Genomic DNA, 25,508 nt, shown 5'->3' with positions numbered 1-25,508 from the left:
TCTTACTCCTCGTCAGAGCTGTTGAGGGTGGTGCTCAGCTCTCGTCGTCCTCGAGCCAGCCCATGGTCCGCTCGACGGCCTTGAGCCAGCTCTTGTACTCACGGTCGCGCTTCTCCGCGGCCATGTTGGGGGTCCACTCGGCGGCCCGGCGCCAGTTGGCGCGCAGGTCGCCGGTGCTGGTCCAGAAGCCGACGGCGAGACCGGCGGCGTAGGCGGCGCCGAGGCAGGTGGTCTCGGCGACCATCGGGCGCACCACGGGGGCGTCGAGGAAGTCCGAGAGCGTCTGCATCAACAGGTTGTTGGAGGTCATGCCGCCGTCGACCTTGAGGGCCGCGAGTTCGACACCGGAGTCCTTGGTCATGGCGTCACTGATCTCACGGGTCTGCCAGGCGGTGGCCTCCAGGACGGCGCGCGCGATGTGCGCCTTGGTGACGTACCGGGTGAGGCCGGCGATCACACCGCGGGCGTCCGGGCGCCAGTAGGGGGCGAAGAGTCCGGAGAAGGCGGGCACGAAGTACGCGCCGCCGTTGTCCTCGACCGAGAGCGCGAGCGTCTCGATCTCGGCGGCGGTGGAGATCAGGCCCATCTGGTCGCGCATCCACTGCACCAGCGAACCGGTGACGGCGATCGAGCCCTCCAGGGCGTAGACCGGCGCCTCGTCGCCGATGCGGTAGCCGACGGTCGTCAGCAGCCCCGAGTACGAGTTGATGATCTTGTCACCGGTGTTCATCAGCATGAAGGTGCCGGTGCCGTACGTCGACTTGGCCTCGCCCTCGGCGAAACAGGTCTGCCCGAACAGGGCCGCCTGCTGGTCGCCGAGCGCCGAGGCGACCGGGATGCCGCCGAGCAGGTCGCCCAGCTTGCCGCCGGTGACCTCGCCGTAGACCTCGGCGGAGGAGCGGATCTCGGGGAGCATCGACAGCGGCACGCCGATGGACTCGGCGATCTTCTCGTCCCACTCCAGGGTGTGGAGGTTCATCAGCATGGTGCGGGAGGCGTTGGTGACGTCGGTGTAGTGCTTGCCGCCGTCGACACCACCGGTCAGGTTCCAGATGACCCAGGTGTCCATGGTGCCGAAGAGGATGTCGCCGCGCTCGGCGCGCTCGCGCAGGCCCTCGACGTTGTCGAGCAGCCAGCGGGCCTTCGGGCCGGCGAAGTAGGAGGCGAGGGGGAGACCCGTCTCGCGGCGGAAGCGGTCCTGTCCGACGTTGCGGCCGAGCTCCTTGCACAGGGCGTCGGTGCGGGTGTCCTGCCAGACGATGGCGTTGTGGACGGGCTCACCGGTGTTCTTGTCCCACAGCAGCGTGGTCTCGCGCTGGTTGGTGATGCCGATGGCCTTGATGTCGTCGCGGGTGATGCCGGCCTTCTGGATGGCTCCGGCGACGACCTCCTGGACGTTGGTCCAGATCTCGTTGGCGTTGTGCTCGACCCAGCCCGGCTTCGGGAAGATCTGCTCGTGCTCCTTCTGGTCGACCGAGACGATCCGGCCGTCCCGGTCGAAGACGATGCAGCGGCTGGAGGTGGTGCCCTGGTCGATGGCGGCGATGAAGGGGCCGGCGGTGTGGGCGTCGGTCACTGTGTGCTCCTGGGGATCCGTGGGTGAGGGGCTGGCTGCGACTGCTCTACGACTGCTGCGCTCTGCGGCTCTTCGGTGTTCTAGGCGAAAGCGATGTTGTAGATGCCTGCGGCGATCGCGCCGCCGATCAGCGGACCGACGATCGGGACCCAGGCGTAGCTCCAGTCGGAGCCGCCCTTGTTGGGCAGGGGCAGGAGGGCGTGCACGATACGCGGGCCGAGGTCACGGGCCGGGTTGATCGCGTAGCCGGTCGGGCCGCCGAGGGACAGACCGATGGAGACGACGACCAGTGCGGTGATCAGGGCGCCCAGGGTGCCGAGGCCCTTGCCGTCGCCGTTCAGGCCCTGCGTGAGGACGGCCAGCACCAGCACGATCGTGCCGATGACCTCCGTGGCGACGTTCTGCCAGGCGACGCGGACCTCGGGGCCGGTGGAGAAGATGCCCAGGACCGGGCCGGCGCCCTTCTCCTGCGCCTCGACGGCCTTGGTGGCCGTGGCCTGCGCACCCGGGGCGCCGACGATCTCCTTGTCGGTCAGGTGCGCGTGGAACTGGCCGTAGTAGGCCACCCACACCAGTGCGGCACCGATCATGGCGCCGAGGAGCTGACCGCCCCAGTAGATCGGGACGTCACTCCAGTCGATGCCGTCCTTCTTCAGCGCGAGCGCGAGTGTCACGGCCGGGTTGAGGTGGGCGCCCGAGAGCGGCGCCGAGGTGTAGACGGCCGTCAGCACGGCGAAGCCCCACCCGAAGGTGATGGCGAGCCAGCCGGCGTTACGGGCCTTGGAGGCCTTCAGCGTGACGGCGGCGCACACGCCACCGCCGAGCAGGATGAGTACGGCGGTACCGATGGTCTCACCGATGAAGATGTCGGAGCTGGACACCCGCGACTCCTTTGTCCTTCGTCCAGGGGACCGAACCCCGGGTCCCTCCGGAGGTTCGAGCTGCTCTCGGGGTGAGAGCGATGCCGGCCCTTGGCGTTGTCACACTCTAGCGCGTATTGCCGGTAGGTGTTCGACAATGCCGACCGATGGACGGGAGTCTTGCTCCGGGCTCACGCGCACGTCAAGAGTTCTGTAGTCGAAAACTCGATCGTTATTGACTGCTGTGAGTCAACGATCTTGTTTCGGCGATTTGTGCCGTTGTGTCAGGGTACGACTGAGGGCCGGCACGTCACCGACGTACCGGCCCCGTCCCAGGGTCGTCAGAACCGCCCGGCACCCAGGTCCCGGGAGACCGCGCGGGCGCAGTCCCGCACCGCCGCGATCAGCTCGGGACGCAGCGCACCCTCCTCGTCGGGCCGGCACAGCCGCTCAACGGCGCCCGTGATGCCGACCGCGCCCACCGGCATCCGCCGCCGGTCGTGGATGGGCGCGGCGATGGAGGCGACGCCCTCCCAGGTCTCCTCCACGTCGGCCGCGTACCCACGCGCGCGCGTGAGGTCGAGGATCTGCTCGAAGTCCTCCAGGTCGCACACGGTCCGCTCGGTGAACGCCTTGCGGTCGCTCTCCAGCGCCTCGCTGTGCGCCACCGGGTCGTACGCCGAGAGCACCTTGCCCAGCGCCGTGCAGTGCAGGGGCTGCATCGCCCCGATCTCCAGCACCTGCCGGCTGTCGTCGGGCCGGAAGACGTGGTGCACGATCAGCACGCCGTGCTGGTGCAGCACGCCCAGGTGGACGCTCTCGCCGCTGGAGCGGGCCAGGTCGTCCGTCCACACGAGCGCACGCGCGCGCAGCTCGTGCACGTCGAGGTAGGTGGTGCCCAGGCGCAGCAGCTCGGCGCCGAGCTGATACCGCCCCGAGGCCTCGTCCTGCTCCACGAACCCCTCCTGCTGGAGGGTGCGCAGGATGCCGTGCGCGGTGCCCTTGGCCAGGCCCAGGGACGAGGCGATGTCCGACAGGCCGAGTCTCCGCTCGCCGCCCGCGAGGAGCCGCAGCATCGCGGCCGCCCGTTCGAGCGACTGGATGTTCCGTGCCATCGCCGTTCTGCCTCCGTCCCCTTCGACAGCCGAGTGCCACGGCGTCGATGCCGCTGTTCGGCAATGTCGAACACTACCGGTCGATGCCGACCTCCCGCTAATGGTCGGTCGGCATCTGTTGTGTCACTGGTATCCCGCGGGTGACCTGGCCGCCATCCTCGTCCGCCCCGTGGACGTGCCGTCCATCCTCTAGGGGACCCGGCTACTCTGGCGTGGTGCGCCCGGCGTGGGACGACTCGCGGGCGCCTGAAGCCGACAGCCGTCGCAACCGAGGGAGCCCCTTCATGGCCTCGTCGCCACTGACCCCTTCCGCCGACAGCCGGACCCGTGTGTCCGCGCTCCGTGAGGCGCTCGCCACGAGAGTGGTGGTGGCCGACGGAGCGATGGGCACCATGCTCCAGGCGCAGGACCCCACACTCGAGGACTTCGAGAACCTCGAGGGCTGCAACGAGATCCTGAACGTCACCCGGCCCGACATCGTCCGTTCGGTCCACGACGCGTACTTCGCGGTGGGCGTCGACTGCGTCGAGACCAACACGTTCGGGTCCAACCACACGGCCGCGTCGGAGTACGACATCGCCGACCGCGTGCACGAACTGTCCGAGGCCGGTGCCCGCATCGCCCGTGAGGCGGCCGACGAGCACACCGCCCGCGACGGCCGCCAGCGCTGGGTCCTGGGCTCCGTCGGCCCCGGCACCAAGCTGCCCACCCTCGGCCACATCGACTACGCCACGATCCGCGACGGCTACCAGGCCAACGTCGAGGGCCTCCTCGCCGGCGGCGCCGACGCCCTGATCGTCGAGACCACCCAGGACCTGCTCCAGACCAAGGCGTCCGTGCTGGGCGCCCGCCGCGCGCTGGAGGCCACCGGCGCCGACGTGCCGCTCGTGGTCTCGATGGCGTTCGAGACCACCGGCACCATGCTGCTCGGCTCCGAGATCGGCGCCGCGCTCACCGCGCTGGAGCCGCTCGGCATCGACATGATCGGCCTGAACTGCTCGACCGGCCCGGCCGAGATGAGCGAGCACCTGCGCTACCTCGCCCGGCACTCCCGCATCCCGCTGCTGTGCATGCCGAACGCCGGTCTGCCCATCCTCACCAAGGACGGCGCGCACTTCCCGCTCGACCCGGCGGGCCTGGCCGACGCCCAGGAGAACTTCGTCCGCGACTACGGCCTGTCCCTGATCGGCGGCTGCTGCGGCACCACCCCCGAGCACCTGCGCCAGGTCGTCGAACGGGTCCGCGACCTCACGCCGGCCGAGCGCCACCCGCAGCCCGAGCCCGGCGCCGCCTCCCTCTACCAGACGGTCCCGTTCCGCCAGGACACCTCCTACCTGGCCATCGGCGAGCGCACCAACGCCAACGGCTCCAAGAAGTTCCGCGAGGCCATGCTGGAGGCCCGCTGGGACGACTGTGTGGAGATGGCCCGCGAGCAGATCCGCGAGGGCGCCCACATGCTGGACCTCTGCGTGGACTACGTGGGCCGGGACGGCGTCGCCGACATGAAGGAGCTCGCCGGCCGCTTCGCCACCGCCTCCACCCTGCCGATCGTCCTGGACTCCACCGAGGTCCCGGTCATCGAGGCCGGCCTGGAGAAGCTCGGCGGCCGCGCGGTCATCAACTCCGTCAACTACGAGGACGGCGACGGCCCCGAGTCCCGCTTCGCGAAGGTCACCAAGCTCGCCCAGGAGCACGGCGCCGCGCTGATCGCGCTGACCATCGACGAGGAGGGCCAGGCCCGCACCCCCGAGAAGAAGGTCGAGATCGCCGAACGGCTCATCGACGACCTGACCGGCAACTGGGGCATCCACGAGTCGGACATCCTCATCGACACCCTGACCTTCACCATCTGCACCGGTCAGGAGGAGTCCCGCAAGGACGGCGTCGCCACCATCGAGGCGATCCGCGAGCTCAAGCGCCGCCACCCGGACGTCCAGACCACGCTGGGCCTGTCCAACATCTCCTTCGGCCTCAACCCGGCCGCCCGCGTCCTGCTCAACTCGGTCTTCCTCGACGAGTGCACCAAGGCGGGCCTGGACTCGGCGATCGTCCACGCGTCGAAGATCCTCCCGATCGCCCGCTTCAGCGAGGAAGAGGTGCAGACCGCCCTCGACCTCATCTACGACCGGCGCGCCGAGGGCTACGACCCGCTGCAGAAGCTGATGGCCCTCTTCGAGGGCGCCACCACCAAGTCCCTCAAGGCGGGCCGCGCCGAGGAACTGGCCGCCCTGCCGCTGGACGAGCGCCTCAAGCGCCGCATCATCGACGGCGAGAAGAACGGCCTGGAGGACGACCTCGCCGAGGCCCTCCAGACGCGCCCCGCACTGGACATCGTCAACGACACCCTCCTGGACGGCATGAAGGTCGTCGGCGAGCTCTTCGGCTCCGGCCAGATGCAGTTGCCGTTCGTCCTGCAGTCCGCCGAGGTCATGAAGACCGCCGTCGCCTACCTCGAACCGCACATGGAGAAGGTCGAGGGCGACGAGGCCGGCAAGGGCACCATCGTGCTCGCCACCGTCCGCGGCGACGTCCACGACATCGGCAAGAACCTCGTCGACATCATCCTGTCCAACAACGGCTACAACGTGGTCAACCTCGGCATCAAGCAGCCGGTCTCCGCGATCCTGGACGCCGCCGCCGAGCACCGCGCCGACGTCATCGGCATGTCGGGCCTCCTGGTCAAGTCCACGGTGATCATGAAGGAGAACCTGGAGGAGCTCAACCAGCGCGGCCTGGCCGCCGACTTCCCGGTCATCCTCGGCGGAGCCGCGCTGACCAGGGCGTACGTCGAACAGGACCTCCACGAGATCTACGAGGGCGAGGTCCGCTACGCCCGCGACGCCTTCGAGGGGCTGCGCCTCATGGACGCCCTCATCGGCGTCAAGCGGGGTGTGCCCGGCGCCAAGCTGCCCGAGCTGAAGCAGCGCCGGGTGCGCGCGAGCGCCACGGTCGTCGAGGAGGAGCGCCCGGAGGAGGGGCACGTCCGCTCCGACGTGTCGACCGACAACCCGGTGCCCACCCCGCCGTTCTGGGACACCCGTGTCATCAAGGGCATCCAGCTCAAGGAGTACGCCTCCTGGCTCGACGAGGGCGCCCTGTTCAAGGGCCAGTGGGGGCTCAAGCAGGCCCGCACCGGCGAGGGACCGACGTACGAGGAGCTCGTCGAGACGGACGGACGGCCCCGGCTGCGCGGCCTGCTGGACAAGCTCCAGACGGAGAACCTCCTGGAAGCCGCCGTGGTCTACGGCTACTTCCCGTGCGTGTCCAAGGACGACGACCTGATCATCCTGGACGAGCAGGGCAACGAGCGCACCCGCTTCACCTTCCCGCGCCAGCGCCGCGGCCGTCGGCTGTGCCTCGCCGACTTCTTCCGCCCCGAGGAGTCGGGGGAGACCGACGTGGTCGGCCTCCAGGTCGTCACCGTCGGCTCGCGCATCGGCGAGCGGACCGCGGAGCTCTTCGAGGCCAACGCCTACCGCGACTACCTCGAACTGCACGGCCTGTCCGTCCAGTTGGCCGAGGCGCTGGCCGAGTACTGGCACGCGCGCGTGCGCTCCGAGCTCGGCTTCTCGGGCGAGGACCCGGCCGACGTCGAGGACATGTTCGCCCTGAAGTACCGGGGCGCCCGCTTCTCCCTCGGCTACGGCGCCTGCCCCAACCTGGAGGACCGGGCCAAGATCGCCGACCTGCTCCGCCCCGAGCGCATCGGCGTCCACCTGAGCGAGGAGTTCCAGCTCCACCCCGAGCAGTCCACGGACGCGATCGTCATCCACCACCCGGAGGCGAAGTACTTCAACGCCCGCTGACCGCTCGCCGAGCCCGGCTCACCGAGCACACTGATCGGATAAGTCGTACACTGGTCGGTCCACCGCAGGCCGGTTCCCTTCGTGGGAGCCGGCCTGCTCGTCCCTCGAGGAGGTACGTGGATGACCAGCACGGTCCCCGCGCCATTGACCCGTTCGGCAGACGGCTCCGCCCTCCAGGCCGTCCTCCTCGACATGGACGGCACCCTGGTGGACACCGAGGGCTTCTGGTGGGACGTCGAGGTCGAGGTCTTCGCCGCACTCGGCCACACCCTCGACGACTCCTGGCGCCATGTCGTCGTCGGCGGCCCCATGACCCGCAGCGCGGGCTTCCTGATCGAGGCCACCGGCGCCGACATCACCCTCCCCGAGCTCACCGTCCTGCTCAACCAGGGCTTCGAGGACCGCATCGGCCGCTCCCTGCCGCTGATGCCCGGCGCCACCCGGCTGCTGGCCGAACTGTCCGCGCACCGGATCCCCACGGCCCTGGTCTCCGCCTCGCACCGGCGGATCATCGACCGGGTCCTCGAGTCCCTCGGCCGCCGGCACTTCGCCCTCACGGTCGCCGGCGACGAGGTGCCCCGCACCAAGCCGCACCCCGACCCGTACCTGTTCGCCGCCTCCGGGCTCGGCGCGGACCCCGCCAGATGCGCGGTCGTCGAGGACACCGCGACCGGTGTCGCCGCCGCCGAGGCCGCCGGCTGCCAGGTCGTGGTGGTGCCCTCCGTCGCGCCCATCCCCGCCGCACCGGGACGCACGGTCGTCGCCTCGCTCGAAGAGGTCGACCTGGCATTTCTGCGCGGTCTGATCACCCTTCGATGACGGAAATGCCTCCGGTGTTCACCCAGCGTGCAGCACGCATAGCACGGTAATTCCCCTGGGCCCTGTCGCCGGAATTGGCGGCCCACCGGACGATCGAATTCCAGCTCGCCCACACCTCCATGAGAGTGTGACGTTCCCCACTCGACAGCCTCTCGACACACGGCCGATGCTGTGCCGGACACCCCGTTGCGGGAGGCGCGGGCGCGCCCATGTGTCCTGATTGGTGAAACCGTGCACCAATCCTTCCCCTGGCGGCCTTTCGGTGCGTCCGCACCCGGTTTCACAGCGTGATGGAAGCCCAACTCCGGTCGCAGCGAACCCTCGTGCAGGCGCCGACTAATCTCCTGCTGAGAACATCGCCCTAACCCCGTGATCCGCCGCACCACCCCTGCATGCCGGGTACACGGACCCAAGAGCTCTGGAGAAACTCGAGCATGAACCGCAAGACTTTGGTGCTGCCGGCCGTCATAGGTCTGCTCGCGCCGGTGCTCGCCGCCTGCGGCGGGTCCGACAGCGGCAGTGGCGGAGGCGACGCGATCGGCGTCGGCACCACAGACCGGTTCACCGCCACGAAGAGCGAACCCGCGCCGCTCGACCCCGCCTTCGCCTACGACGTCGGCACCTGGAACGTCCTGCGCCAGACCGTGCAGACCCTGATGATCTCGCCCAAGGGCGAGGGCGACCCGGTGCCCGAGGCCGCCCAGTCCTGCGGCTTCAGCGACAGCGGCAACGAACGCTACGTCTGCACCCTGCGCGACGGTCTGAAGTTCGCGAACGGCGACGCCATCACCGCGGCCGACGTGAAGTACTCCATCGACCGCGCCCGCGCCCTCAAGGCCGACTCCGGCGTCTTCGCCCTGCTCTCCACCATCGACACCGTCGAGACGAAGGGCGACCGCGAGGTCATCTTCCACCTCAAGACCGCCGACGCCACCTTCCCGTACAAGCTGTCGACCCCGGTCGCCGGCATCGTCAACCCCGACGACTACGCGAAGAACAAGCTCCGCGACGGCTTCGACGTCGACGGCTCCGGGCCGTACACCATGAAGGCCGACGTCAAGAACGACGAGCTCGTCGACGCCGTGTTCACCAAGAACCCCAACTACAAGGGGTCGTTGACGGTGAACAACGACAAGGTCGTGCTGCGTTCCTACACGGACGCCGACGCCATGGGCACCGCCCTCGAGAAGGGCGACATCGACCTCATCACCCGCACCATGTCGCCGCAGCAGATCCAGAAGCTGTCGAACGAGTCCGGCGGCGACGTCGACCTGGTCGAGATGGCCGGCCTGGAGATCCGCTACCTCGCCTTCAACACCAACGCCCCGACCGTGAAGTCGCGTGCCGTGCGCCAGGCGATGGCCCAGCTCATCAACCGCAGCGAACTCGTCTCCCGGGTCTACGGCACCCAGGCCGAGCCGCTCTACTCGCTGGTCCCCGCCACCATCACCGGCCACTCCAACTCGTTCTTCAACAAGTACGGCGACCCGAGCGTCAGCAAGGCAAAGGCGCTGCTGACGCAGGCCAACGTCACCACCCCGGTGAAGCTGACCCTCCATTACACGACCGACCACTACGGGTCGGGCACCAAGGAGGAGTTCGAGGACCTCCAGAAGCAGCTCAACGCCAGCGGGCTCTTCGACGTCAGTATCCAGGGCGCCCTCTGGAAGACCTTCCGCCCCGCGGAGCAGAAGGGCCAGTACGACGTCTACGGCATGGGCTGGTTCCCGGACTTCCCCGACGCCGACAACTACCTCGCGCCGTTCCTCGACAAGGACAACTTCCTCGGCTCGCCCTACACCAACACCGAGATCCGCAACACCCTGATCCCGGACTCCCGCCGCGAGGCCGACCGTCTCTCCGCGGCCGGAAGCCTGACCGAGATCCAGGACATCGTCGCCAAGGACGTCCCCGTGCTGCCGCTGTGGCAGGGCAAGCAGTACGTCGCCGCACGCGACGACGTCACGGGCACCGCCTACGCGCTCAACTCCTCGTCGACGCTGCAGCTCTGGGAGCTCGGCAAGGGCGTCGGCGGCTGACCGGCCCGCTCGGCCAAGGCGTCCGCGACTGACCACCGTCGACGCCTCCCGCGCCCCGGGCCCAGGCGGACGGGCCCGGGATCCCACACGAACCGACGACAAGGCACTCGCACGTGAACAAGCGCATCCAGTGGCAGGTCCTGCCGATCGCGGCAGGGCTCGCCGCCGGTCTGCTGACCGGCTGCGGCACGGAGTCGGGGGACTCCGGTGCCGGCGGCTCCTCCGTGGTCATGGGGATGTCGGACGACGTCCTCGCCACGGACCCGGCCTCCGGCTACGACCCCGGCTCCTGGCTGCTCTTCAACAACGTCTTCCAGTCGCTGCTCAGCTTCCCCAAGGGCGGCACGGAACCGGAGCCGGACGCCGCCCAGAGCTGCGAGTTCACCGACACCAGGACACAGGTGTACGAGTGCACCCTCAAGACCGGCCTCAAGTTCAGCAACGGTGACCCGCTGACCTCCGAGGACGTCAAGTTCTCCTTCGACCGCACGCTGAAGATCAACGACGACGCCGGCCCCGCGATCATGTTCCCGATGCTGGACAAGGTCGAGACGCCGGACGAGAAGACCGTCGTCTTCAGGCTGAACACCCCCGACGCGACCTTCCCGAGCAAGATCGCCTCCGGCGCCGGCTCCATCGTCGACCACACGCAGTACGACGCCGACGGCCTGCGCGAGGACGGTGAGGCGGTCGGCTCCGGCCCCTACCGGCTCGACTCGTTCGACGACGACCAGGCCGTGTTCTCCGTCAACGACAACTACGAGGGCGCCGCCGAGCCCCAGAACTCCGGCGTCACCCTCAAGTTCTTCCACGGCGACCAGGCCGCCCTGAAGACCGCCCTCACCGGCAACAAGATCGACCTCGCCTACCGCGGACTGAGCGCCGGCGACATCGCCGACATCGAGAACGCCGCGCCCGACTCCGGCGTCGAGGTCGTCGAGGGCACCAGCGCCGAGGTCCAGCACCTCGTCTTCAACATGGACGACCCGGTCACCGGACAACTCGGCGTCCGCAAGGCCATCGCCTACCTCCTCGACCGCGAAGCCCTCATCCACGACGTCTACCAGGGCACCGCGACCCCGCTCTACTCGATCGTCCCGGCCGGCATCGCGGGCCACAACACGGCCTTCTTCGACACCTACGGCGCCCAGCCGTCCAAGTCCAAGGCCGCCGCCGCCCTCGCCGACGAGGGCATCACCGGCAAGGTGAAGCTGACCCTGTGGTCGACGCCGTCCCGCTACGGCCCCGCCACCGACCAGGAACTCAAGACGATCGCCCAGCAGCTCGACGCCAGCGGGCTGTTCGACGCCGACGTGAAGTCCGTGCCCTTCGACCAGTACGAGAAGGACATCGCGGCCGGCAAGTACGGCGTCTACGTCAAGGGCTGGGTGCCCGACTACCCGGACGCCGACAACTTCACGGCCCCCTTCTTCGGCAAGGGCAACGTGCTGGAGAACAACTACACCAACAACAAGATCACCGGCTCGCTCATCCCCGAGACCGCCGCCCAGCCGGACCGCTCCGCCACCGACGACCCCTTCGGCACGCTCCAGGACCTCGTCGCCGAGGACGTCCCCGTCCTGCCGGTCTGGCAGGCCAAGCAGTACGCCGTCGTCCGCGACGACGTCTACGGCCTCGAGTACTGCCTCGACCCGTCCACGGTGTTCCGCTTCTGGGAACTCAGCAAGGGCTGATCCGGCCCCACGGACACGAAGAGGGCGCCCCCGGTCAGGAAAGGGGCGCCCTCTTCGCCGTACCACTCCTCGCTACTGCGCGCCGGGACGCACCAGACCGCTCTCGTACGCGTACACCGCGGCCTGCACCCGGTCCCGCAGGCCCAGCTTCGTCAGCACATGGCCGACATGCGTCTTCACGGTGGTCTCGCTGACGAACAGATCCGCGGCGATCTCCGCGTTCGACAGCCCGCGCGCCACCAACTTCAGCACCTCGACCTCGCGGTCGGTCAGCGTGTGCAGGGTGTCCGGCACCGGCTCGTCACCGGACGGCAGATGCGTGGCGTACTTGTCGAGCAACCGGCGCGTGATGCTCGGCGCGAGCATCGCCTCACCCGCGGCCACCACCCGGATCGCCTGCACGAGCTCGTTGGCCGGGGCGTCCTTGAGCAGGAACCCGCTGGCCCCCGCCCGCAGCGCCTCCACCACGTACTCGTCGAGGTCGAACGTCGTCAGCACCAGCACCTTGGCCGGACCGTCCCGCCCGGGACCGGTGATCTGCCGGGTCGCCTCCACACCGTCCATCCGCGGCATACGGATGTCCATCAGGACCACGTCGGGCTGCAACGCCCGCACCTGGTCGAGAGCCTGCAGGCCGTCTCCGGCCTCGCCCACGACCGCGATGTCCTGCTCGGCCTCCAGGATCATCCGGAAGCCGGTACGCAGCAGCGGCTGGTCGTCGACCAGTAGGACGCGGATGGCCACGTGTGTCTCCTTCGCTAGCCCGGCCCCATTCTGCCCTGCTCGCCGGACGCCGCCTCCACCGGCAGGGGATAGGGCGGGGGAGTGCCGCCGAACTCCGGGCAGTGCTCCTGGTGATCGCACCAGCCGCACAGCTTGGTCGGACGCGGCCGCCAGTCGCCCGTCCGCGTGGCCTGCCGGATCGCCTCCCACAGCGCCAGCAGCTTGCGCTCGACGCGCTCCAGGTCGGCGAGGACCGGGTCGTACGTCAGGACGTCACCACTGCCGAGGTAGACGAGTTGCAGCCGGCGCGGGATCACGTTCTTCAGCCGCCACACCACCAGGGCGTAGAACTTCATCTGGAACAGCGCGCCCTCGGCGTACTCCGGCCGGGGCGCCTTGCCGGTCTTGTAGTCGACGATCCGCACCTCGCCGGTCGGCGCCACGTCCACCCGGTCGATGATGCCGCGCAGCCGCAGCCCCGAGTCCAGCTCCGCCTCGACGAACAGCTCCCGCTCCGCGGGCTCCAGACGGGCGGGGTCCTCCAAGGTGAACCACCGCTCGACCAACTGCTCCGCCTCGGCGAGCCACCGCGCCAGCCGCTCGCCCTCCGGGTCGTCGGCGAACAGCTCCAGCACCTCCGGCCGGCTCTCCCGCAGCCGGTCCCACTGGCCGGGGATCAGCGACTTGGCCGCGGGCGGAGTCCGCTCCCCGGCCGGGGCGTCGAACAGCCGCTCCAGCACCGAGTGCACGAGGGTCCCCCGGGTCGCCGCCGCACTCGGCTTCTCCGGCAGCCGGTCGATCACCCGGAAGCGGTACAGCAGCGGACACTGCATGAAGTCGTTGGCCCGCGAGGGAGAGAGCGAAGCGGGCGCGCCGGCCGCCCGACCCGAGCCACCGCCGCCCACCACCGTCTCGTCGACGGCCGGGGCTTGTGGGGGAGCGGGACGCGCGACGTCCGGTTCGACAGCGACACCCTCCGGACCGCCGGCAGCCGGGGCGACCGGCGCAGGCGTGCTCCGAGCACCGACGGTCTCCGCTCCCTCGCCCGCGCCGGCTCGCGCCGCGAGCCCGGCTTCGGAGGTATCCGCGGTGCCGTCTCCGCTCTGCGGCGCGGTCGGCGCGCTGTCGGCGTGGTCCGCGTCCGTCTCCTGAGCGGTCCCGGGCCGCGGCGCGAGCCCGGCTCCGGAAGCATCCGCGGCGCCGTCCCCGCTCTCCCGCGTGGTCGGAGCCGCGGCCGGCGCGCTGTCGGCGTGGTCCGCGTCCGTCTCCTGAGACGTCTCGGGCGCGGTGTCCGTCGTCCCGGTGGTCACCGTCGGTGCCACGTCGGTGGTCGCTGCGGCCGGTTCCTGCGTCGCCTCGGGCTGCGGAGCGGGCACCGCGTCGACCGCCCGCGGTTCACTCTCCTGCCCGACCGGGACCGTCGCCGACGGCCCGCTGTCCGCATCGGCAGGACCCGGGCGCGCCGCGAGCGAGACCTCGGTCGCCCCCGGCTCATCGGCGGACGTGTCCCCACCCTGCTGCCCGGCCGTGCCCGGGCGGGCCGCTGCCGCTGTCTCCGGGGCATCGGCTGAGGTCTCGGCCACGGCCTCCGTGCTCGTCTCCATGACCACAGACCATACGGCCCGCCACTGACAGTGACCCATTCGCGGCCGTGACCGCTGTGGCTCCTGAGGAAACACGGGGGGTGCCGGGGCGGGCCGCGGCGGGACCGCCGCATACCATCGACCCGAGACCCTTCCGCACCGCAGGCGCGGAAGACGCTTCGAACGAGGGGACATCGTGGACGAGAGCGGCGGGAGCGGGCAGCCGCGGCCCGGTACGGACCGGCCGGTCGAGCCCCACACAGGGCCCACGGCCCGCACCACCGACCCCACGGCCCCCGACCAGCACGAGAACGGCAACCGGGCGGTCGCCCCGTCCACCGCGACACCGCACCCCGACGACACGGGCGACGGCCCCGCCGCCGTACGACAGCAGGACCCGGACGACGACACCCCCCAGGACACCGGGACCGGTACCGGACAGCCCGACGGGCACCCCGGCCACGAGCACCGCACCCTCGCCCACTCCGGCGCCCCCAAGAGCCCCCCGCCGCCGTCCCCCCAGCCGCGCGGCGGCCTCCTGATGGGCCGTCCCTTCGGCGTGCCCGTCTACGTCGCCCCGAGCTGGTTCCTCGTCGCCGCGCTCATCACCTGGGTGTTCGGCGGCCAACTGGAGCGCGTGCTGCCCGAACTCGGCGCCGCCCGCTACCTCGTCTCCCTCTTCTTCGCGGTCGCCTTCTACGCCTCCGTCCTGGTCCACGAACTGGCCCACACCGTCGCGGCCCTGCGCTTCAAGCTCCCCGTCCGCCGCATCCAGCTCCAGTTCTTCGGCGGGGTCTCCGAGATCGAGAAGGAGGCCGAGACCCCCGGCCGGGAGTTCGTGCTGGCCTTCGTCGGCCCGCTCCTCTCGCTGGTCCTCGCCGGCCTCTTCTACCTCGCCATGCAGCCCGTCGAACCCGGCACCGTCCCCGGCGTCCTGCTCGCCGGCCTGATGGTCTCCAACCTCATCGTGGCCGCCTTCAACCTCCTGCCCGGCCTCCCCCTCGACGGCGGCCGCATGCTCCGCGCCGTCGTCTGGAAGATCACCGGCAGGCCCATGAGCGGCACCATCGCCGCCGCCTGGGTCGGCCGCGCCCTCGCCGTCTGCGTCCTCATCGGCCTCCCGCTGCTCACCCAGTCCGGCGCCCTCGGCTCCTCCGCCGAGGACAACGTCGGCATGGACACCGTGATGGACGCCCTGCTCGCCGCGATCCTCGCCGCGATCATCTGGACCGGCGCCGGCAACAGCCTGCGCATGGCCCGCCTGCGCGAACACCTCCCCGACCTGCGCGCCCGCACCCTCACCCGCCGCGCGGTCCCGGTCGAGAGCGACACCCCCCTCTCCGAGGCCCTGCGCCGCGCCAACGACGCCGGCGCCCGCGCCCTGGTCGTCGTCGACGCCGAGGGCACCCCGCTCTCCCTCGTCCGCGAGGCCGCCATCGTCGGCGTACCCGAACACCGCCGCCCCTGGGTCGCCGTCAGCGGACTCGCCCAGGACCTCACCGACGGCATGCGCGTCTCCGCCGAGCTCGCCGGGGAGGACCTCCTGGACACCCTGCGCGCGACCCCCGCCACCGAGTACCTCGTCGTCGAGGAGACCGGCGAGATCTACGGCGTCCTGTCCGCGGCCGACGTCGAGCGCGCCTTCGTGAAGGCCATGGCCAGACCCTCCTAGTGGTCGGAGGCCCCTCCGTGGAACGGTAGGCTGTTCACATGTCCGAACCGACCGGTGCCGCCCGCAGGCGCGGGCCCTTCAAGGTCGGGGACCAGGTTCAGCTCACCGACCCCAAGGGCCGCCACTACACGTTCACGCTCGAAGAGGGAAAGAACTTCCACACCCACAAGGGTTCCTTCCCGCACGACGAGCTGATCGGGGCACCCGAGGGCAGCGTTGTCCGCACCACCGGTAACGTCGCCTACCTCGCGCTGCGCCCCCTGCTCCCCGACTACGTCCTGTCCATGCCCCGCGGTGCCGCCGTGGTCTATCCCAAGGACGCGGGGCAGATCCTCGCCTTCGCCGACATCTTCCCCGGCGCCCGCGTCGTGGAGGCCGGCGTCGGCTCCGGCTCACTCAGCAGCTTCCTGCTGCGCGCCATCGGCGACCAGGGCATGCTGCACAGCTACGAGCGCCGCGAGGACTTCGCCGACATCGCGAAGCAGAACGTGGAGCGCTACTTCGGCGGCCCGCACCCCGCCTGGCAGCTCACCGTCGGCGACCTCCAGGACAACCTGTCCGACGCCGACGTCGACCGTGTCATCCTCGACATGCTCGCCCCCTGGGAGTGCCTGGAGGCCGTCTCCAAGGCCCTCGTGCCCGGCGGCATCCTGTGCTGCTACGTCGCCACCACCACCCAGCTCGCCCGGACCGTGGAGTCCATCCGCGAGATCGGCTGCTTCAACGAGCCGACCGCCTGGGAGACGATGATCCGCAACTGGCACATCGAGGGCCTGGCCGTCCGCCCCGACCACCGGATGATCGGCCACACCGGCTTCCTGCTCACCGCCCGCCGCCTCGCCGACGGCGTCGAGCCGCCCATGCGCCGCCGCCGCCCCGCCAAGGGCGCCTACGGCGAGGACTACGCCGGCCCCAACGCCGACGGAGGCTCCGGCCGCTGAGACGGCCCCGTGCCGCAGTCAACGTAAAGGCGCCGGGGTGGAGTTCCCGCAGACCAGCGGAACTCCACCCCGGCGCCTTCGTGTTGAGGGAGCGGCAGAGAAAACGGCGGGAAAACCCGTACGAGTACCCACCCCGCCGTTCCCCCGACCTGTGACGTGTGGCACCATGCTGGCCACCCCCCCACCGGCACAGCCCTCACAGGAGACGCTCCTAGTGCAGCAATCCGCCGTCCCGGAACTGGCACACACGCACACCCGCCCGATCCACTGGCTCGCCACCGCCACGGCCGTGGCGGGAGTCGTGGCCCTTTCCTCGGTCCTGCAGCCCAACCCCGCGACAGCGGCCCAGGCGGCCGGCCCCGAGGGCAGAACCGCCCCGGTGGCCACGACGGCCCCCGACCCCGCCGACGTCCATTTCCCGATCGACTGCGGCCCGGTCAAGGCGAAGGTGCAGAAACGGGTCTCCGGGGACCTCGACGGCGACGGACGGCCGGAAACAGTCGTCGTGGTGCACTGCGACGCACCCATGGGCACCCCGCCCGACGCCGTCTACGTCATCACACACGCGAAGGGCACCGGCGAACCCCGGGTCGTCGCCACCCTGCTGAGCCCGAAGACCCGCAACACCGTCACCGACTTCACGCTGAGCGACGGCGCCGTCCGCGCCACCCTGCTCGGCTACTCGACGTCCGACGTACCCAGTTGCTGCCCGGACGTGAAGGACGAGGCGAAATGGCAGTGGAAGGACGGCGCGTTCGTCCGCTCGACCCCCGCGGGCACACACACCGTCTGACCGAAGCACTCACGCCAGGCTCACATCTGTGAGAAATCAGACAGTCATCACGCAGGGTGGCTTTCCGGTCACTCTGCGTCCGGACCGTAGATCTCGACGCTGTCCGAAACCCGACGTACATGGATGCACTCGCCCGGACACTCCTTCGCCGAGTCGACCACATCGGTGAGAAGCGGCAGCGGTACGGGCGTTGTGGCGCCCTTGTCCTGCAACAGCTCGTCGTTGGCGCCTTTGACGTAGGCCAGCCCGTCGATGTCCAGCTCGAACACCTCCGGCGCGTACTGCGCACAGATGCCGTCACCGGTACAGAGGTCCTGATCGATCCAGACCTCCAGGGTCTCGCCGCCGGCCCCGACCTCCTGCTGCACTCTCATCTCTCCTGCCGTTTATGCGTCGAGCCGAACGGGAATCCGGCCAGCTCTGACGGGTGTTGAACACTTCGACCCTACCTTCGGCAGCTTTCCAATCTTGTTCGGTGGGTATTCCCCTGGCGTGAGGGAGAGCGCAAGGGTGAAGATCGGACACACCTCGACAGTCTTTGTGATCTAGGGGTTTCAATCGACACCCACCCAGGTAGGGTCTGGAAGCGTCCAGCTCCCCTTGGAGGAGGTGAGGACCGTGGCAGCCCACGACGACGACATGAACCGCGGCATCCGCCCGGGACGAGGGTCCGACGACCCGTCCGGGCAGATTGCCTACCTTGAGCAGGAGATCGCCGTCCTGCGACGCAAGCTCGCCGACTCTCCGCGACACACGAGGATTCTCGAAGAGCGGATCGTCGAGCTGCAGACCAACCTGGCCGGCGTGTCCGCCCAGAACGAGCGACTCGCCAACACGCTCCGTGAGGCCCGCGACCAGATCGTGGCCCTCAAGGAGGAGGTCGACCGGCTCGCACAGCCCCCGGCCGGCTTCGGCGTCTTCCTCGAAGCGAACGAGGACGGCACCGCCGACATCTTCACCGGCGGCCGCAAACTGCGGGTGAACGTCAGCCCCAGCGTCGACCTCGAAGAGCTCCGGCGCGGCCAGGAAGTGATGCTCAACGAAGCGCTCAACGTGGTCGAGGCCATGGAGTTCGAGCGCGTCGGGGACATCGTCACCCTCAAGGAGATCCTCGAGGACGGCGAACGCGCCCTGGTGCTCGGGCACACCGACGAGGAACGGGTGGTACGGCTCGCCGAGCCGCTGCTGGACGTCACCATCCGCCCCGGCGACGCCCTGCTGCTCGAACCCCGATCCGGCTACGTCTACGAGATCGTTCCGAAGAGCGAGGTCGAGGAACTCGTCCTCGAAGAGGTCCCCGACATCGGCTACGAGCAGATCGGCGGACTCGGCGGCCAGATCGAGGCCATCCGCGACGCGGTCGAGCTCCCGTACCTCTACCCGGACCTGTTCAAGGAGCACGAACTGCGCCCGCCCAAGGGCGTCCTGCTCTACGGACCCCCCGGATGCGGAAAGACGCTCATCGCCAAGGCCGTCGCCAACTCGCTGGCCAAGAAGGTCGCCGAGGTCACCGGCCAGGCCACCGGCAAGAGCTTCTTCCTCAACATCAAGGGCCCCGAACTCCTCAACAAGTACGTCGGCGAGACCGAGCGGCAGATCCGCCTCGTCTTCCAGCGTGCCCGTGAGAAGGCCAGCGAGGGCACCCCCGTCATCGTCTTCTTCGACGAGATGGAGTCCCTCTTCCGCACCCGCGGCTCCGGCGTCAGCTCCGACGTCGAGAACACCATCGTCCCGCAGCTCCTCGCCGAGATCGACGGCGTCGAAGGCCTGCAGAACGTGGTCGTCATCGGTGCCTCCAACCGCGAGGACATGATCGACCCCGCCATCCTGCGCCCCGGCCGGCTCGACGTGAAGATCAAGATCGAGCGGCCGGACGCCGAGGCCGCCAAGGACATCTTCGGCAAGTACCTCACCGAGCGCCTCCCCCTGCACGCCGACGACCTCGGCGAACACGGCGGCAGCAAGGCCACCACCGTCGGAAGCATGATCCAGACGGCCGTGGAACACATGTACGCCGAATCCGAGGAAAACCGCTTCCTGGAAGTCACCTACGCCAACGGAGACAAGGAAGTCCTCTACTTCAAGGACTTCAACTCCGGCGCCATGATCGAGAACATCGTCGGCCGCGCCAAGAAAATGGCGATCAAGGACTTCCTCGACCACAACCAGAAGGGCCTCCGCGTCTCCCACCTCCTCCAGGCCTGCGTGGACGAGTTCAAGGAGAACGAGGACCTGCCCAACACCACCAACCCGGACGACTGGGCCCGCATCTCCGGAAAGAAGGGCGAGCGGATCGTCTACATCCGCACCCTCATCACCGGAAAGCAGGGCGCCGACACCGGACGCTCCATCGACACGGTGGCGAACACCGGTCAGTACCTGTAAAGACAGGGCGGCTGCGGGTGCCCACAACGGGGTACCCGCAGCCGACTGTTTTTCAGGCAACCAACCGGATCAAAGGCGAGCAAGGCAATGACGCAAATGATCTCCCCACCAGCGCGGAGCCGTTCTAGGCTCTTCGGTACCGCCGAGTCGCGCAGTGCGGGGACGGGCACCGCACACGCACCGGAGCGCCAGCGGTACTTGAGCGCCGCCCCCGACCGAGGGCGCCGCCGGGCAAGGAGGGCCGCATGACCGTACGGCGAGTAATGGGCATCGAGACGGAGTACGGGATCTCCGTCCCCGGCCACCCCAACGCCAATGCCATGCTCACCTCATCCCAGATCGTCAACGCCTACGCGGCGGCGATGCACCGGGCCCGCCGGGCCCGCTGGGACTTCGAGGAGGAGAATCCGCTGCGGGACGCGCGGGGCTTCGACCTCGCCCGCGAGGCCGCCGACTCCAGCCAGCTCACCGACGAGGACATCGGCCTCGCCAACGTCATCCTCACCAACGGCGCACGGCTCTACGTCGACCACGCGCACCCCGAATACAGCTCCCCCGAGGTCACCAACCCCCGCGACGCCGTCCTCTGGGACAAGGCCGGCGAACGCATCATGGCCGAGGCCGCCGAGCGGGCCGCCCAGCTCCCCGGCGCCCAGCCCATCCACCTCTACAAGAACAACACCGACAACAAGGGCGCGTCCTACGGCACGCACGAGAACTACCTGATGAAGCGGGAAACCGCCTTCTCGGACATCGTGCGCCACCTCACGCCCTTCTTCGTCTCCCGCCAGGTCGTCACCGGCGCCGGCCGCGTCGGCATCGGCCAGGACGGCCACGAACACGGCTTCCAGCTCAGCCAGCGCGCCGACTACTTCGAGGTCGAGGTAGGCCTCGAGACCACCCTGAAGCGCCCGATCATCAACACCCGCGACGAGCCCCACGCCGACGCCGAGAAGTACCGCCGCCTCCACGTGATCATCGGCGACGCGAACCTCTCGGAGATCTCCACCTACCTCAAGCTCGGCACCACGGCCCTGGTCCTGTCGATGATCGAGGACGGCTTCATCGCCGTCGACCTCGCCGTCGACCAGCCCGTCCGCACCCTCCACCAGGTCTCCCACGACCCGACCCTCCAGCGCCTGGTCACCCTCCGCAGCGGCCGCACACTCACCGCGGTCCAGCTTCAGATGGAGTACTACGAGCTCTCCCGCAAGTACGTCGAGGAGCGCTTCGGCTCCGACGCGGACGACCAGACCAAGGATGTCCTCGCCCGCTGGGAGGACACCCTCAACCGCCTGGAGAACGACCCCATGAGCCTCGCCGGCGAGCTCGACTGGGTCGCCAAGCGCGAGCTCATGGAGGGCTACCGGCGCCGTGACGGCCTCGACTGGGACGCGGCCAAGCTGCACCTCCTGGACCTCCAGTACGCCGACGTACGCGCCGACAAGGGCCTCTACAACCGCCTCGCGGCCCGCGGCCGCATCAAGCGCCTGCTCGACGAGGACGAGGTCGAGCGGGCCCGCACCAAGCCCCCGGAGGACACCCGCGCGTACTTCCGCGGCCGCTGCCTGGAGCAGTACGCCGACGACGTCGCCGCGGCCTCCTGGGACTCGGTGATCTTCGACCTGCCGGGCCGGGACTCGCTCCAGCGGGTCCCAACCCTCGAACCGCTTCGCGGAACGCGAAATCACGTCAAGGAGCTCCTGGACCGGTGTCGCACGGCAGAAGACCTGGTCAGGGTGTTGTCGGGCAACTGAACGGATACCCGGGCCGAGTCCTCCCGCAGGGTGGAAAACCCGGCCAGAGGGAATCATCGAGATGGCCCCCGTACGTTGTAGGAACTGCGGGGCCGATGTCAGACCCTGCTTGTAGGGTCTGATCAAGAACGTCGAACCGAGCGGGGTGAGGGGTTATGGCGACCAAGGACACCGGCGGCGGACAGCAGAAGGCCACCCGCAACACCGAGGAGGTCGAGGAGCAGACTGCGGAGGCGCAGGGCTCCGAGGACCTCAAGGAACGCCAGGAGAAGCTGAGCGACGACGTCGACTCCGTCCTGGACGAGATCGATGATGTGCTCGAGGAGAATGCTGAGGATTTCGTGAGGTCCTTCGTTCAGAAGGGTGGCCAGTAGGTCGCTTGCGCCTTCGAAATGAAGGTGGTGCGGGGGAGTTTGGGTGGCCGAAGGTCCAGGGCGGCGGCGCTGCTCGCGGTGTAGGCAGCATCTGCCGCGAGCGGCGTTCGCCAGCAACAAGTCCATGCCCGACGGCCTCCAAGCGTACTGCCGTGAGTGCTCTGCGGAGTATTACCGGCAGCGCCAGGAGGCGAAGGGGAAGAAGGTCCGGGAGAAGGTCCTGGTCCCGCAAGGACACAAGCGGTGCCCGCAGTGCGAAGAGGTGAAGCCGCACTCCGAGTGGGAGCGGAACAAGTCCTCGTCGGACGGCTGGTCGAGCTACTGCCGCGAGTGCCGTGCCGAACGGAACCGGATCAGTTACTTCAAGCGCAAGTACGGTCTCACCCCGGCGGAGTTGGACGGGTTGATCGTGGCGCAGCAGGGCGTCTGCTGCATCTGCCTTGACGCTCCCGCCGAGCATGTGGATCACTGCCACAAGACGGGTAGGGTCCGAGGCGTACTGTGCTTCAGCTGCAATGCCGCACTGGGGCAGTTCAAGGATCGGCCCGATGCCATAAGGCGGGCTGCTGCTTACGTGGAAGGAATCGCGTGGAAGCCAACACTCGTAGCACCGGGCGTCTACCATCTGCCTTCCTGACGCCTGGGTCGTCGTCCTTCATGGACTTCCTGTCCGCGCATCAGCCGGAGATGCTGCCGGGCAACCGGCAACTGCCGCCCACGCAGGGCGTGATCGAGGCGCCGCATGGGACGACCATCGTCGCCGTCACGTTCCCCGGGGGCGTCGTGCTCGCCGGTGACCGCCGGGCGACCATGGGGAACGTCATCGCCCAGCGGGACATCGAGAAGGTGTTCCCGGCCGACGAGTACTCGGCCGTCGGGATCGCCGGCACCGCCGGTCTCGCCGTGGAGATGGTGAAGCTGTTCCAGTTGGAGCTGGAGCACTTCGAGAAGGTCGAGGGGGCGCAGCTCTCGCTGGAGGGCAAGGCGAACCGGCTGTCCACGATGATCCGTTCCAACCTGGGCATGGCGATGCAGGGGCTGGCCGTGGTGCCGTTGTTCGCGGGGTACGACGTGGACCGGGAGCGGGGCCGGATCTTCTCGTACGACGTGACGGGCGGTCGTTCCGAGGAGCACAACTTCGCCGCCACCGGTTCGGGCTCGATCTTCGCGCGTGGTGCCATGAAGAAGCTCTTCCGTGACGATCTGAGCGAGGAGCAGGCGACCACGCTGGTGGTGCAGGCTCTGTACGACGCGGCCGACGACGACTCGGCGACCGGTGGTCCCGATGTCGCCCGCCGGATCTACCCGATCGTCACCGTGATCACCGAGGACGGCTTCCGTCGGCTCACCGACGAGGAGTCCTCCGAGATCGCCCGTTCGATCCTGGAGCGGCGTCTGGAGCAGCCGGACGGCCCGCGGGCCGCGCTGCTGTAGGCGCCACGCGTCTTGTTCGAGGTGATCGCAGTGACTTCCACAGAAAGGGACGGATAACCGGTGTCGACGCCGTTCTATGTCTCCCCCCAGCAGGCGATGGCCGACCGGGCGGAGTACGCCCGCAAGGGCATCGCCCGTGGTCGCAGCCTGGTCGTGCTGCAGTACGCCGACGGCATCGTGTTCGTCGGTGAGAATCCGTCCCGTGCGCTGCACAAGTTCAGTGAGATCTATGACCGGATCGGCTTCGCGGCCGCCGGCAAGTACAACGAGTACGAGAACCTGCGGATCGGTGGCGTTCGCTACGCCGACCTGCGGGGATACACCTATGACCGTGACGACGTGACCGCGCGCGGTCTCGCCAACGTCTACGCGCAGACGTTGGGCACGATCTTCTCCTCGGCCGGTGAGAAGCCGTACGAGGTGGAGCTGGTGGTGGCCGAGGTCGGTGAGACGCCGGACGGGGATCAGATCTACCGGCTGCCGCACGACGGTTCCATCGTGGACGAGCACGGCTCGGTCGCGGTGGGTGGCAACGCGGAGCAGATCAGCAGCTATCTGGATCAGCGTCACCAGGACGGCATGAGTCTGGCGGAGGCGCTCAAGCTGGCGGTGCAGGCGTTGTCCCGGGACACCAACGGCAGTGAGCGGGAGATTCCCGCGGAGCGGCTGGAGGTCGCGGTGCTGGACCGTACGCGTCCGCAGCAGCGCAAGTTCAAGCGGATCGTGGGGCGTCAGCTCGGTCGGCTTCTGGAGGCCGGGGGTGCGTCCACGGAGGCGGAGAGTGCGGACGAGGCGGAGGGCTCCGACAAGGAGTAGCCCCGCGGGTCGCGTGTGATCGTCACCCTTTCTGTGCCCCGGCCGGTTCTACGGCCGGGGCACAGGGCGTTCAGGGGGCGCTGGGGGGTGCTGTGGAGCCCCGTACGACGAGTTCGACGGGGATGTCGCCCGCGTCGGGTGTACGGCCCTCCAGGACGGCGAGGAGGGCGTGCATGCCGCGTTCGCCGAAGAGCTCGGCGTCGAGTCGTACGGTCGTGAGCTCGGGGTCGAGGGCGGTGGCGAGGGCGAGGTCGTCGAGGCCGGTGACGGAGATGTCGTCGGGGACGCGCAGTCCGAGTCGTCGTGCCGCTTTGTAGGCGCCGGCGGCGAGTTTGTCGTCGTCGCAGACGAGGGCGGTGGGGCGGGGCCCGGGGGCGGCGAGGGCGGCTTCCGCGGCGGCCAGGGCGCCGTCGATGGAGATGGGTGCGTGGGCGGTGCGGACTGAGGTGCCGGGGACGGTGTCGAGGCGTGCGGCGAGTTCGTGTGCGCGGACGTCGAAGGTCCAGGAGGGCACGTCGGCGGCGAGGTGCAGGAAGCGGCGGTGGCCGAGGCCCAGGAGGTGGTCGGCGACCTGGCGGACGCCGTCGGCGATGTCGAGGTTGACGGTGGCGGCGCCGAGGCTGCCGGCGGGGTCGCTGTCGAGCATGACGAGAGGGAGCTGGTCGCCGCGGATGGCGGTGAGGGCGTCGGCGGCCATGGAGGAGGCGATGACGCCGTCCAGGGCGGCCTGGGCGGAGGCGAAGGGGTCGCGGGCGGGGCCGACGCCTTCGGGGGAGGGGTAGAGGACGACGCCGAAGCCGTGGTCGGCGGCGACGCGTGCGGCGCCGGTGTAGACGCCGGCGAAGAACTCGGTGGTCAGGGCGGGGACGACGAGGAGGACGGTGCGGGTGTGGCCGAGGCGGAGGTTGCGGGCGGCGAGGTTGGGCCGGTAGCCGAGGTCGCGGGCGGCTTCGCGGACGCGTTCGGCGGTGGTCTCGGAGACCCGGCCGCGCCATTTGTCGCCGAGGACGAGTGAGACGGCGGCCTGGGACACGCCGGCCGCCTGTGCGACGTCGCGGCTGGTCGGTCGCGTGCTGCTGCGTGCCACCGTGGGTCCGCTCCTTCGTCTGGACGTCCGAACA

Annotated in this window: 20 protein-coding genes; 13 read left to right on the top strand and 7 right to left on the bottom strand. The window is 69.4% G+C overall.

What is annotated here, in order from left to right; translation table 11 throughout:
- Window positions 1-34: 34 nt before the first annotated feature.
- The 3 genes from glpK to ACZ66S_RS24955 all read right to left on the bottom strand — a co-directional run bounded on the left by glpK (window position 35) and on the right by ACZ66S_RS24955 (window position 3,551).
- Window positions 35-1,576: a glycerol kinase GlpK gene (gene glpK, locus ACZ66S_RS24965; protein ID WP_469903726.1), complete on the bottom strand. Its 1,542-nt coding sequence runs from the start codon at window positions 1,574-1,576 to the stop codon at window positions 35-37.
- A gap of 80 nt (window positions 1,577-1,656) precedes the next feature.
- Entirely contained in the window at window positions 1,657-2,457 is an 801-nt protein-coding gene (locus ACZ66S_RS24960) for an MIP/aquaporin family protein (protein ID WP_469903725.1), read from the bottom strand.
- A 320-nt stretch (window positions 2,458-2,777) separates the two neighbouring features.
- Window positions 2,778-3,551, bottom strand: a complete 774-nt coding sequence (locus ACZ66S_RS24955) for an IclR family transcriptional regulator (RefSeq protein WP_469903724.1) — start codon at window positions 3,549-3,551, stop codon at window positions 2,778-2,780.
- Window positions 3,552-3,835: 284 nt separating this feature from the next.
- On the opposite strand from ACZ66S_RS24955, the gene metH reads away from it, so the two are divergent.
- From metH to ACZ66S_RS24935, 4 genes are all read left to right on the top strand, one after another.
- Entirely contained in the window at window positions 3,836-7,357 is a 3,522-nt protein-coding gene (gene metH, locus ACZ66S_RS24950; RefSeq protein ID WP_469903723.1) for a methionine synthase, read from the top strand.
- Between the two features lie 120 nt (window positions 7,358-7,477).
- Window positions 7,478-8,176: an HAD family hydrolase gene (locus tag ACZ66S_RS24945; protein ID WP_469903722.1), complete on the top strand. Its 699-nt coding sequence runs from the start codon at window positions 7,478-7,480 to the stop codon at window positions 8,174-8,176.
- Between the two features lie 434 nt (window positions 8,177-8,610).
- On the top strand, window positions 8,611-10,215 hold the full coding sequence (locus ACZ66S_RS24940) for an ABC transporter substrate-binding protein (protein ID WP_469903721.1): 1,605 nt from the start codon (window positions 8,611-8,613) through the stop codon (window positions 10,213-10,215).
- Window positions 10,216-10,328: 113 nt separating this feature from the next.
- Window positions 10,329-11,909: an ABC transporter substrate-binding protein gene (locus ACZ66S_RS24935; RefSeq protein WP_469903720.1), complete on the top strand. Its 1,581-nt coding sequence runs from the start codon at window positions 10,329-10,331 to the stop codon at window positions 11,907-11,909.
- A gap of 72 nt (window positions 11,910-11,981) precedes the next feature.
- On the opposite strand, the gene ACZ66S_RS24930 is transcribed toward ACZ66S_RS24935, so the two are convergent.
- Entirely contained in the window at window positions 11,982-12,653 is a 672-nt protein-coding gene (locus ACZ66S_RS24930) for a response regulator (RefSeq protein WP_020141342.1), read from the bottom strand.
- A gap of 14 nt (window positions 12,654-12,667) precedes the next feature.
- Entirely contained in the window at window positions 12,668-13,540 is an 873-nt protein-coding gene (locus ACZ66S_RS24925) for a RecB family exonuclease (RefSeq protein ID WP_469903897.1), read from the bottom strand.
- Window positions 13,541-14,411: 871 nt separating this feature from the next.
- On the opposite strand from ACZ66S_RS24925, the gene ACZ66S_RS24920 reads away from it, so the two are divergent.
- From ACZ66S_RS24920 to ACZ66S_RS24910, 3 genes are all read left to right on the top strand, one after another.
- Window positions 14,412-15,887 (top strand): site-2 protease family protein, encoded by a 1,476-nt coding sequence (locus ACZ66S_RS24920; RefSeq protein ID WP_469903719.1) that lies wholly within the window; start codon window positions 14,412-14,414, stop codon window positions 15,885-15,887.
- Between the two features lie 38 nt (window positions 15,888-15,925).
- The gene (locus ACZ66S_RS24915) at window positions 15,926-16,828 is read left to right on the top strand and encodes a tRNA (adenine-N1)-methyltransferase (protein WP_280852519.1); all 903 of its coding nucleotides are present in this window, start codon (window positions 15,926-15,928) and stop codon (window positions 16,826-16,828) included.
- 214 nt (window positions 16,829-17,042) lie between these two features.
- On the top strand, window positions 17,043-17,621 hold the full coding sequence (locus tag ACZ66S_RS24910; protein WP_469903718.1) for a hypothetical protein: 579 nt from the start codon (window positions 17,043-17,045) through the stop codon (window positions 17,619-17,621).
- Between the two features lie 68 nt (window positions 17,622-17,689).
- Here ACZ66S_RS24910 and ACZ66S_RS24905 read toward each other — a convergent pair whose 3' ends face one another.
- Entirely contained in the window at window positions 17,690-17,995 is a 306-nt protein-coding gene (locus ACZ66S_RS24905; protein ID WP_280852521.1) for a ferredoxin, read from the bottom strand.
- A gap of 244 nt (window positions 17,996-18,239) precedes the next feature.
- On the opposite strand from ACZ66S_RS24905, the gene arc reads away from it, so the two are divergent.
- The 6 genes from arc to prcA all read left to right on the top strand — a co-directional run bounded on the left by arc (window position 18,240) and on the right by prcA (window position 24,387).
- Complete coding sequence (gene arc, locus ACZ66S_RS24900) at window positions 18,240-20,006, top strand: proteasome ATPase (RefSeq protein WP_469903717.1); 1,767 nt, start codon at window positions 18,240-18,242, stop codon at window positions 20,004-20,006.
- Window positions 20,007-20,251: 245 nt separating this feature from the next.
- Window positions 20,252-21,763, top strand: coding sequence for a depupylase/deamidase Dop (gene dop / locus ACZ66S_RS24895; RefSeq protein ID WP_469903716.1), 1,512 nt, complete (start codon window positions 20,252-20,254; stop codon window positions 21,761-21,763).
- A gap of 155 nt (window positions 21,764-21,918) precedes the next feature.
- Window positions 21,919-22,137, top strand: a complete 219-nt coding sequence (locus ACZ66S_RS24890; RefSeq protein WP_067429475.1) for a ubiquitin-like protein Pup — start codon at window positions 21,919-21,921, stop codon at window positions 22,135-22,137.
- 124 nt (window positions 22,138-22,261) lie between these two features.
- Complete coding sequence (locus tag ACZ66S_RS24885) at window positions 22,262-22,774, top strand: endonuclease VII domain-containing protein (RefSeq protein ID WP_469903715.1); 513 nt, start codon at window positions 22,262-22,264, stop codon at window positions 22,772-22,774.
- A complete protein-coding gene (gene prcB, locus ACZ66S_RS24880) occupies window positions 22,726-23,571 on the top strand; it encodes a proteasome subunit beta (protein WP_469903714.1) in 846 nt (281 codons plus the stop codon). The genes ACZ66S_RS24885 and prcB overlap by 49 nt, the downstream gene beginning before the upstream one ends.
- Window positions 23,572-23,631: 60 nt before the next feature.
- Window positions 23,632-24,387 carry a proteasome subunit alpha gene (gene prcA / locus ACZ66S_RS24875; RefSeq protein WP_469903713.1) on the top strand — a complete coding sequence of 252 codons (756 nt, stop codon included), beginning with the start codon at window positions 23,632-23,634 and terminating at the stop codon, window positions 24,385-24,387.
- 70 nt (window positions 24,388-24,457) lie between these two features.
- Here prcA and ACZ66S_RS24870 read toward each other — a convergent pair whose 3' ends face one another.
- On the bottom strand, window positions 24,458-25,474 hold the full coding sequence (locus tag ACZ66S_RS24870; RefSeq protein ID WP_469903712.1) for a LacI family DNA-binding transcriptional regulator: 1,017 nt from the start codon (window positions 25,472-25,474) through the stop codon (window positions 24,458-24,460).
- Window positions 25,475-25,508 lie beyond the last annotated feature (34 nt).

The sequence above is a fragment of the Streptomyces sp. NPDC107471 genome (assembly GCF_055582845.1).
This window is presented reverse-complemented; position numbering and strand designations above follow the sequence as displayed.